Origin of the sequence: Streptomyces mangrovisoli, from assembly GCF_000974985.2 — a bacterium.
Lineage (GTDB): Bacteria > Actinomycetota > Actinomycetes > Streptomycetales > Streptomycetaceae > Streptomyces > Streptomyces mangrovisoli.
In genome coordinates this window covers 1-10,518 of the sequence record NZ_LAVA02000074.1, presented here as the reverse complement: position 1 = coordinate 10,518, position 10,518 = coordinate 1, and the positions used below count along the sequence as shown (strand labels likewise).

Annotated in this window: 6 protein-coding genes; 3 read left to right on the top strand and 3 right to left on the bottom strand. The window is 70.1% G+C overall.

Features of this window, described 5'->3' with window-relative positions; translation table 11 throughout:
• Positions 1–672 (bottom strand): ATP-binding protein (locus WN71_RS27800; RefSeq protein ID WP_420856534.1); only part of this gene is annotated, 672 nt, incomplete at its 3' end.
• 184 nt (positions 673–856) lie between these two features.
• Here WN71_RS27800 and WN71_RS27795 point away from each other — a divergent pair.
• Together WN71_RS27795 and WN71_RS27790 are read left to right on the top strand one after the other, a co-directional pair.
• Positions 857–4,969 carry a HAMP domain-containing protein gene (locus WN71_RS27795; RefSeq protein ID WP_206300158.1) on the top strand — a complete coding sequence of 1,371 codons (4,113 nt, stop codon included), beginning with the start codon at positions 857–859 and terminating at the stop codon, positions 4,967–4,969.
• Between the two features lie 12 nt (positions 4,970–4,981).
• Complete coding sequence (locus tag WN71_RS27790) at positions 4,982–5,590, top strand: response regulator (protein WP_046581749.1); 609 nt, start codon at positions 4,982–4,984, stop codon at positions 5,588–5,590.
• 120 nt (positions 5,591–5,710) lie between these two features.
• Here WN71_RS27790 and WN71_RS27785 read toward each other — a convergent pair whose 3' ends face one another.
• Together WN71_RS27785 and lepA are read right to left on the bottom strand one after the other, a co-directional pair.
• Positions 5,711–7,585, bottom strand: coding sequence for an AMP-dependent synthetase/ligase (locus WN71_RS27785; protein WP_046581747.1), 1,875 nt, complete (start codon positions 7,583–7,585; stop codon positions 5,711–5,713).
• Between the two features lie 284 nt (positions 7,586–7,869).
• A complete protein-coding gene (lepA, locus tag WN71_RS27780; RefSeq protein WP_046581745.1) occupies positions 7,870–9,738 on the bottom strand; it encodes a translation elongation factor 4 in 1,869 nt (622 codons plus the stop codon).
• Positions 9,739–9,957: 219 nt separating this feature from the next.
• Here lepA and rpsT point away from each other — a divergent pair, with 219 nt between their 5' ends.
• On the top strand, positions 9,958–10,224 hold the full coding sequence (rpsT, locus tag WN71_RS27775) for a 30S ribosomal protein S20 (RefSeq protein ID WP_046581744.1): 267 nt from the start codon (positions 9,958–9,960) through the stop codon (positions 10,222–10,224).
• Positions 10,225–10,518 lie beyond the last annotated feature (294 nt).

Sequence of the window (10,518 nt, the reverse complement as noted above, 5' to 3'; positions counted from 1 at the left end):
GAGCTGGGCGGGGAGGGAGGGCTGGGGCTGGGACTGGGGCTGGGGGGACGGAGCCGCGGACTGCGGCGGCTCCTCCTCGGGTGCCAGGAACTCCGCCACCCCGAGCCCGAGGGCGTCCACCCCGGCCAGGAGGTCACCGGCCGACGCGTCACCGCCGAGGACGCCACCGACCGGCAGGTCACCGCCGAGGACGTCGCCGCCGAGGACGCCACCAGCCAACACGCCCTCGGCCGGCGCATCCCCGCCCCGTACCTCCGCGGCCGGCGGCTCCGCCGGCAGCCGTGCCCACACCGTCTTCGCCCCGCGCCGGTACGTGACGCCCCAGCACTCGGCGAGCGTGGCGACGATCCGCAGTCCGCGGCCGTACTCCGGGGTCTCGCACGGTGTGTCCCCGGCGTGCTCCCGCGGGGCGCGGGCCGGGTGCTGGTCGCCGACCTCGACGACGAGCGAGCCCGACTCCTCCAGCCGGCACAGCAGGTGCACGTCGGTGCCCGCGTGCACCACCGCGTTGGTGACCAGTTCGCTGACGACGACCATCGCGTCCTCGCGCAGCCGGTCGGTCACCCGCTCGGCGCCGGGCACCTCGCGTCCGCACCAGCGGGCCAGCTCCTCGCGGACCAGACCGCGGGCCGAACCGGGCGCGAGGGGGCTTCCGGGCAGGGTCGCGCGCACCTCCGCGCACCCCCGCGCGCCGTCGTGCGACGGCACGTCGGAGGGACGGGATGCGCTTTCCCGTTGCGTCGGAATGGGCCCCATGGAAGCTCCCGGGCAGTTCGCGCGAATACACCTCGGCCGATGCGGACAGGGTGACAGACTGGCTCCGCCCATAAGCACCGAGTTACCGAAGTGGGCCGTCATGAGTGAGAACCGTGGTACGCCTGTGCTCGAAGAAGACCGGTTCGAGGAACGACTGCGAGCATCGGAACTGCGTCCTCTGCTCGCCGTGATGACCGCCGCCCGCGACGGGAGCTTCAGCAGGCTGCCGGAGGCGGGCGAGGGGATCGTCGCCGAACTGACCGCCGTCTTCAACCAGATCATCGACCGCAGCGTGCACTTCGACACGGAGACCCGGCGGGTCAAGCGCGAGCTGGTGCGCTACGGCCGGCTCGACGAGCGGCTCGCGGCCAGTCCGGGCCTCGGCGGCTGGACGACGCGGGTCGACGACGTCAACCACATGCTGGACGCCCTGGTCGCGCCGGCGGCGAACGCGGCGCGGGTGCTGGACGCGGTGGCCGGCGGCGATCTGACCCAGCGCGTCGATCTGCACGACGGCAGCCGCCAGTTGCGGGGCGACCTGCGGCGGCTCGGCCGGGCGGTGAACACGATGGTCGACCAGCTCTCACTGTTCACCGGGGAGGTCACCCGGGTGGCGCGCGAGGTCGGCACCGAGGGACGGCTCGGCGGGCACGCCAAGGCGCGCGGTCTGTCCGGGAGTTGGCGGGACGTGACCGAGGCGGTCAACACCATGGCGGCCCGGCTGACCGCGCAGGTGCGCGACATCGCCCTGGTGACCACGGCGGTGGCCCGCGGCGACCTGACCCGCACCGTCACGGTGGAGGCCACCGGCGAGCTGCTGGAGCTGAAGCTGACCGTGAACACGATGGTGGACCAGCTCTCCGCCTTCGCCGACGAGGTCACCCGCGTGGCCCGCGAGGTCGGCACCGAGGGGCAGCTGGGCGGCCGGGCGCAGGTGCGCGGTGTCTCCGGGGTCTGGAAGGACCTGACCGACAACGTCAACTTCATGGCGTCGAACCTGACCTCGCAGGTCCGCAACATCGCCCAGGTCACCACGGCCGTCGCCAACGGGGATCTCAGCCAGAAGATCACCGTGGACGCGCAGGGCGAGATCCTGGAGCTGAAGTCGACGATCAACACGATGGTCGACCAGCTCTCCGCCTTCGCCGACGAGGTCACCCGCGTGGCCCGCGAGGTCGGCACCGAGGGCAACCTCGGCGGCCGGGCCCAGGTGCGGGGCGTCTCCGGGGTCTGGAAGGACCTCACGGACAACGTCAACTTCATGGCGGACAACCTGACCTCGCAGGTCCGCAACATCGCCCTGGTGTCCACGGCGGTGGCGCAGGGCGACCTCGGCAAGAAGATCACGGTGGAGGCGAAGGGCGAGATCCTGGAGCTGAAGTCGACGATCAACACGATGGTCGACCAGCTCTCCGCCTTCGCCGACGAGGTCACCCGCGTGGCCCGCGAGGTCGGCACCGAGGGCAACCTCGGCGGCCAGGCGCAGGTCCGGGGCGTCTCGGGGGTGTGGAAGGAGCTGACGGACAACGTCAACTTCATGGCGCTGAACCTGACCTCGCAGGTCCGCAACATCGCCCAGGTCACCACGGCCGTCGCCAACGGCAACCTGTCCAAGAAGATCACCGTCGACGCGCGCGGCGAGATCCTGGAGCTGAAGGACACCGTCAACACGATGGTGGAGCAGCTGCGCGCGTTCGCCGACGAGGTGACCCGGGTCGCCCGCGAGGTCGGCACCGACGGCCGGCTCGGCGGCCGCGCCCAGGTGCTGGGCGTGTCCGGGGTGTGGCGGGATCTGACCGACAACGTCAACTACATGGCGGACAACCTGACCGGGCAGGTGCGCAACATCGCCCAGGTCGCCACGGCGGTGGCCCAGGGCGATCTGTCGAAGAAGATCGACGTGGACGCGCGCGGCGAGATCCTGGAGCTGAAGACCACCATCAACACGATGGTGGACACCCTCTCCTCGTTCTCCTCCGAGGTCACCCGGGTGGCCCGGGAGGTCGGCAGCGAGGGCCAACTCGGCGGCCAGGCACGGGTGGAGGGGGTCTACGGCACCTGGAAGCGGCTGACGACCAACGTGAACGAGCTCGCCTCCAACCTCACCACCCAGGTCCGCGCGATCGCGGAGGTCGCCTCGGCGGTGGCGCAGGGCGACATGTCCCGCCCGATCACGGTGGAGGCGCGCGGCGAGGTCGCGGAACTGAAGGACAACGTGAACCTGATGGTGGCCAATCTGCGCGAGACCACGCGCGCGAAGGACTGGCTGGAATCCAACCTCGCGCGCCTCGCCGCGCTGATGCAGGGCCACCGGGACCTGATGGAGGTCGCCGACCTGATCCTGCGCGAGCTGACCCCGCTGGTGAACGCGCAGTACGGCGCCTTCTATCTGGCCGACCCGGACGGGGACGACACCACGCTGCCCACCCCGGTGCCCGCCAAGGGCCTCGCGTTCATCGCGGGCTACGGCGCGGCGCAGGGCGCGACGGTGGAGACCGGCGGCCTGCCCGTGCACGGGCTGGTGCGGCAGGCGGCCCGGGAGAAGAACCGCATCCTCGTCGAGGAGGCGCCGGCCGACTACATCAGGATCAACAGCGGTCTGGGCGAGGCGGCTCCGACGACGATCGTCATCATTCCGATCCTGTTCGAGGACACGCTGCTCGGCATCGTCGAACTGGCCTCGTTCTCCCGGTTCTCCGATGTGCATCTGGCGTTCTTCGACCAGTTCGTGAACACCATCGGCGTCGCGATCAACACGATCATCGCCAACTCCCGCACGGAGTCGCTGCTGGGCGAGTCCCAGCGGCTGGCCCGGCAGTTGCAGGAGCGCTCCGACGAACTCCAGAAGCAGCAGGCGGAGTTGCAGCGCTCCAACGCCGAACTGGAGGAGAAGGCGGCCCTGCTGGCCACGTCCTCGCAGTACAAGTCGGAGTTCCTGGCGAACATGTCGCACGAGCTGCGCACCCCGCTGAACTCGCTGCTGATCCTCGCGCGGATGCTGTCGGACAACCCGGACGGGCATCTCTCCGACCAGGAGGTGCAGTTCGCGACGACGATCCACCGCTCGGGCTCGGACCTGCTCCAGCTGATCAACGACATCCTCGACCTGTCCAAGATCGAGGCGGGCCGGATGGACGTGCGCCCGAAGCGGCTGCCGCTGATCAAGCTGCTCGACTACGTCCACGCCACCTTCCGCCCGCTCACCCTGGACCGCGGGCTCGCCTTCGAGGTGGCGGTCGGCGAGGACGTGCCGCGCGAGATGTTCTCGGACGAGCAGCGCCTCCAGCAGATCCTGCGCAACCTGCTCTCCAACGCGATCAAGTTCACCGCGTCGGGCCGGGTGGAGCTGCGGGTCGGCCGGGTCACCGACCCCGACCGGCATCTCCTGCACGAGGGCGACGAGGTGATCGCCTTCGCCGTCTCCGACACCGGCATCGGGATCGCCGCGGAGAAACTCCCCGTCATCTTCGAGGCGTTCCAGCAGGCCGACGGCACCACCAACCGCAAGTACGGCGGCACCGGCCTCGGCCTGTCCATCAGCCGGGAGATCGCGGGGCTGCTGGGCGGCCGTATCGTCGCCGAGAGCGAGCCCGGCACGGGCTCCACCTTCACGCTCTACGTCCCCGTCGCGAGCCCGGGGCACACGGCGCCCGGAGCCGCGCCGCAGGGCCGTACCGGCGTGGTGGCGCTGCCCGCGCAGACGGCCGCCGAGCCGCTGCCGGCGCCCGCCGAGGTGGACGACTCCTGGCCCGCGCCCGCCAAGCTGGAGGCGTGGCGCTCCGGCCGGGCCGGGCGGGTGCTGCCGGGGCGGCGGGTGCTGATCGTGGACGACGACATCCGCAACGTCTTCGCCCTCACGCATGTGCTGGGCCGGGTCGGGATGCCGGTGCTGTACGCGGAGAACGGCCGCGAGGGCATCGAGACGCTGGAGCGCAACCCGGACGTCGAACTGGTCCTGATGGACATCATGATGCCGGAGATGGACGGCTACGAGACCATCGCGGCGGTCCGCCGCACCCCGCGCTGGGCGGGGCTGCCGATCGTCGCGCTGACCGCCAAGGCGATGCCGGGCGACCGGGAGAAGTCGATCGCGCGCGGCGCCAACGACTACGTGCCCAAGCCGGTGGACGTGGACCGGCTGCTGACCGTCGTGTGCGGGCTCCTGGACCCGCAGGGGGCCGGGGAGGCCGTCGAGGAGGACCAGGCCGAGTGAGGAGCCGTCACCATGACCGCTGACGCGACGACCGGCGAGTGCGCGAGCATCCTCCTGGTGGACGACATGGAGGACAACCTCATCGCGCTGGAGGCCGTCCTGGGCTCACTCAACGAGCCGCTGGTGCGCGCCCGTTCGGGCGAGGAGGCGATGAAGGCGCTGCTGCGGCAGCGGTTCGCCGTGGTGCTGCTGGACATCCGGATGCCGGGCATGGACGGCTTCGAGACCGCCGCGAACATCAAGCGGCTCGACCAGACCAAGGACGTCCCGATCATCTTCCTGACCGGCGCGGACGCGGACGCCGGCTATGCCTTCCGGGGCTACGCCACCGGGGCGGCCGACTACCTCACCAAGCCGTTCGACCCCTGGGTGCTGCGGTCCAAGGTCACCGTCTTCCTGGACCTGCACCGCACCTCCCAGCAGCTGCGCCGGGCGCTCGCCCGCGAGCAGCGGCACGCGGGCGAGGTAGGCGACCGCCTGGCGGAGCTGGAGAAGCTGCTCGCCCACGACCACCCGGACCTCCCCGAGGCCCGCACCCGCCTCCACGCCCTGCAACATCTGACGGAGGCGATACGCCGGGGCCGGGGAGACGACCAGCACCCCTTCGGACACGCCCACTGAGGCGCCCCTGTTTCTTTTAGGGGCGCGGGGAACTGCGCGAACGAGCCCCACGCACCCGCGGACGACAACGACACCCGGCAACCGCCGACCCCATGGCGGAACCGGCGGTGAGCCACACGGTCAGGACTCGCGCGTCCCCGCGTACATCTCGTCGATCAGGTGCTTGTACTCCCGCTCCACCACCGGCCGCTTCAGCTTCAGGCTCGGGGTGATCTCGCCGTGCTCCACGTCGAGGTCGCGCGGCAGCAGCCGGAACTTCTTGATCGTCTGCCAGCGCTGGAGACCCTGGTTGAGCTGGGTGACGTAGCCCTCGATGAGCTGGACCGTCGCGGGGGCGGCCACGACCTCGGCGTAGGACAGGCCCTCCAGGCCGTTGTCCTTCGCCCAGTCGAGCAGGGCCGGCTCGTCGAGCGCGATGAGCGCGGTGCAGAAGTTCCGGTCGGCGCCGTGCACCAGGATGTTGGAGACGTACGGGCAGACCGCCTTGAACTGGCCCTCGACCTCGGCCGGCGCGATGTACTTGCCGCCCGACGTCTTGATCAGGTCCTTCTTGCGGTCGGTGATGCGCAGATAGCCGTCGGCGGACAGCTCGCCGATGTCGCCGGTGTGGAACCAGCCGTCCGCCTCCAGCACCTCGGCGGTCTTCTCCGGCAGCCCGTGGTAGCCCTCCATGATGCCGGGGCCGCGCAGCAGGATCTCGCCGTCGTCCGCGATGCGCACCTCGGTGCCGGGCAGCGGCTTGCCGACGGTGCCGGTGCGGTAGGCCTCGCCCGGGTTGACGAAGGAGGCCGCGGAGGACTCGGTGAGGCCGTAGCCCTCCAGGATGTGGATGCCGGCGCCGGCGAAGAAGTAGCCGATCTCCGGGGCGAGCGCGGCGCTGCCGGACACGCAGGCGCGCAGCCGGCCGCCGAACGCCTCGCGGATCTTGGCGTAGACCAGGCCGTCGGCGACCTTGTGCTTGGCGGCGAGGGCGAACGGCGCGCTCCGGTTGCCGGTGCGCTGGAAGTTGTCCTGGGTGACCTTCGCGTACTCGCGGGCGACCTCGGCGGCCCACTGGAAGATCTTGTACTTGGCCCCGCCGCCCGCGCGGGCCTTGGCCGCGACGCCGTTGTAGACCTTCTCGAAGATGCGCGGCACGGCGGCCATGTAGGTCGGCTGGACCACCGGCAGATTTTCGATGATCTTGTCGACGCGGCCGTCCACGGCGGTCACGTGCCCGACCTCGATCTGTCCCGAGGTGAGCACCTTGCCGAAGACGTGCGCGAGCGGCAGCCAGAGGTACTGCACGTCGTCCGGGCCGACCAGCCCGGTCGCGGCGATCGCCTTCGCCATGTACGACCAGTTGTCGTGCGGCAGGCGTACGCCCTTGGGGCGGCCGGTGGTGCCGGAGGTGTAGATGAGGGTGGCGAGCTGGCCGGAGGTGATCGCACCGACCCGCTCCTTGATCAGCTCGGGGTGCTTCTCCAGGTAGGCGGCGCCGCGCTGCTCCAGCTCGGCGAGGGTGAGCACCCAGTCGGAGGACTCCACGCCGGCCGCGTCGATCACCACGACATGGGTGAGGGCGGGCAGCTCGGAGCGGCGCTCGACCGCCTTGGCGAGCTGGGCGGCGTCCTCGGCGATGAGCACCTTGCTCTCGGAGTCGGACAGGATGAACGCCGACTCCTCCGCGTTGGTCTGCGGGTAGACGGTGGTCGTGGCCGCCCCGGCGCACAGGATGCCCAGGTCGGCGAGGATCCACTCGACGCGGGTCGAGGAGGCGAGCGCCACGCGCTGCTCCGGCTCGACGCCCAGTTCGATGAGCCCGGCCGCGATCGCGTACACCCGGTCCGCCGCCTGTCCCCAGCTGAGCGAGGCCCAGTCGTCGGGGCCCTCGCCGGAGGCGGGCCGTACCGGGAAGCGGTAGGCCTCGGCGTCCGGCGTGGCCGCCACGCGCTCCAGGAAGAGGCCCGCCACGGACGGCGGACGGTTCTCGATCAGGGTCTGTGTGTCGCTCACGACATCCTCCGGGGCCCGCGACGGTGCGGCTGGCTCAGTGCGGCTGGTGGGCTCCCGCGAGTCACCGTCCGGCCATGCGGCGAACCGTTGTTTAACTCGCGAGTAACTATCGGGCAGAGATCAGGGTAAGGCGCGACCGGCCCCCGCGTAAGAGGCTGCGGCCTGTCACTTCCTACAGAGAGCGACCGCCTCCATGCGCAGGGGCCCGCCGCGCTTTCGCACGGCGGGCCCCTCTTGCACCCGTTTTGCCGGTGCACCACACGCTTACTGGCGGTAACGCGGGGTCACTTCTTGCCCTTGCCCGCTCCCGCGGAGTCGTCGCTGGACAGGACGGCGATGAACGCCTCCTGCGGAACCTCCACGGAACCCACCATCTTCATCCGCTTCTTGCCTTCCTTCTGCTTCTCCAGCAGCTTCCGCTTACGGGAGATGTCACCGCCGTAGCACTTGGCGAGGACGTCCTTGCGGATGGCGCGGATGGTCTCGCGGGCGATCACCCGGGAGCCGATGGCGGCCTGGATGGGCACCTCGAACGCCTGCCGCGGGATCAGCTCGCGCAGCTTGGCGACGAGCCGGACGCCGTACGCGTACGCGGCGTCCTTGTGGGTGATCGCCGAGAAGGCGTCCACCTTGTCGCCGTGCAGCAGGATGTCGACCTTGACCAGGCTGGAGGTCTGCTCGCCGGTGGGCTCGTAGTCCAGCGAGGCGTAGCCGCGCGTCTTCGACTTCAGCTGGTCGAAGAAGTCGAACACGATCTCGGCGAGCGGCAGCGTGTAGCGGATCTCGACGCGGTCCTCGGAGAGGTAGTCCATGCCGAGCAGGGTGCCGCGCCGGGTCTGGCACAGCTCCATGATCGAGCCGATGAACTCGGTCGGCGCCAGGATGGTGGCGCGCACGACCGGCTCGTACACCTCGGCGATCTTCCCCTCGGGGAATTCACTCGGGTTGGTGACGACGTGCTCGGTACGGTCCTCCATCACCACGCGGTAGACCACGTTGGGCGCGGTGGCGATCAGGTCCAGGCCGAACTCGCGCTCCAGCCGCTCGCGGATCACGTCGAGGTGGAGCAGGCCGAGGAAGCCGACGCGGAAGCCGAAGCCGAGCGCCGCGGAGGTCTCCGGCTCGTAGACCAGGGCGGCGTCGTTGAGCTGGAGCTTATCCAGCGCCTCGCGCAGCTCGGGGTAGTCGGAGCCGTCCAGCGGATACAGACCGGAGAAGACCATCGGCTTCGGGTCCTTGTAGCCGCCGAGCGCCTCGGTGGCGCCCTTGACCTGGCTGGTGACGGTGTCGCCGACCTTCGACTGGCGGACGTCCTTCACGCCGGTGATCAGGTAGCCCACCTCGCCGACGCCGAGGCCGTCGGCCCCGAGCATCTCGGGCGAGTTGGTGCCGATCTCCAGCAGCTCGTGGGTGGCGCCCGTCGACATCATCCTGATCCGCTCACGCTTGTTGAGCTGACCGTCGATGACACGGACGTACGTCACCACGCCGCGGTAGGAGTCGTAGACCGAGTCGAAGATCATCGCGCGGGCGGGCGCGTCCTTGACGCCGACCGGGGCCGGGATGTCCCGGACCACCTTGTCGAGCAGCGCGTCGACGCCGAGGCCGGTCTTCGCCGAGACCCGCAGCACGTCGTCCGGCTCGCATCCGACCAGGTTGGCGAGCTCCTCGGCGAACTTCTCGGGCTGCGCGGCCGGCAGGTCGATCTTGTTCAGCACGGGGATGATCGTGAGGTCGTTCTCCATCGCCAGGTAGAGGTTGGCGAGGGTCTGCGCCTCGATGCCCTGGGCCGCGTCGACCAGCAGGACGGTCCCCTCGCAGGCGGCGAGCGACCGCGAGACCTCGTAGGTGAAGTCGACGTGCCCCGGCGTGTCGATCATGTTGAGGATGTGCGTGTTGCCCGGCTCGTGGGTCGGGGCCCACGGCAGACGCACCGCCTGGGACTTGATCGTGATGCCGCGCTCGCGCTCGATGTCCATCCGGTCGAGGTACTGAGCACGCATCTGCCGCTGGTCGACCACACCGGTCAGCTGGAGCATGCGGTCGGCGAGCGTGGACTTGCCGTGGTCGATGTGCGCGATGATGCAGAAATTACGGATCTGAGCCGGGTCGGTACGGCTCGGCTCGGGCACATTGTTAGGGGTCGCGGGCACGCAGGGTCCTGTCTCTTGAGGCGCCTTGTGCCTCGGGTCGGATCGATACGTAGCCTCCATGGTCCCACGCGCGGCGACCGGGCACCGGTTTGGGCCGTACGCCGAGCCGCTGGTAACCTGGGTGGCTGTGCCTCATGCCCTCTCAGCGCGAGGCGCACCTCAAGAAATCATCGGCACGGGTCCTCATCGGCCCGTGCCAGAACCTGAAAAGGCTCATTCGTGGCGAACATCAAGTCCCAGATCAAGCGGATCAAGACCAACGAGAAGGCCCGTCAGCGCAACAAGGCTGTCAAGTCCTCCCTCAAGACCGCGATCCGCAAGGCCCGCGAGGCCGCTGCCGCGGGTGACGTCGAGAAGGCCACCGAGTACCAGCGCGCCGCGTCGCGTGCGCTCGACAAGGCCGTCTCGAAGGGCGTCATCCACAAGAACCAGGCCGCCAACAAGAAGTCGGCGCTTGCTTCCAAGGTCGCGGGCCTCAACGGCTGACACCTTTTTCTTGATCTGACCGCCGGAAGGACCCAGAGCGGGCCCTCTCTCATCCGCTCCCGTCCGGCACCCCCGAGCCTGTACGCGGCCTGCGTTCGCCACGCGGGTACGGGCTCACCATCGTGAACCGAGAACCCCACTTCCCTCCCTTCCCCGGGCGGGGGGTGGGGTTTTTGGCGTGGGGGTGGGGGTGGTCGGGCCCGGCCTCAGGGGCAGCGGGCAGCGGGCAGCGGGCAGCGGGCAGCGGGCAGGGTAGGAGTCGGGTCCGGCCGCGCGGGGCGGGGTGGGCCGGGG

Excerpts from the sequence above, each read along its gene's own strand:
- WN71_RS27795 (WP_206300158.1), top strand. The coding sequence starts at position 857 with ATGAGTGAGAACCGTGGTACGCCTGTGCTCGAAGAAGACCGGTTCGAG.
- WN71_RS27790 (WP_046581749.1), top strand. The coding sequence starts at position 4,982 with ATGACCGCTGACGCGACGACCGGCGAGTGCGCGAGCATCCTCCTGGTG.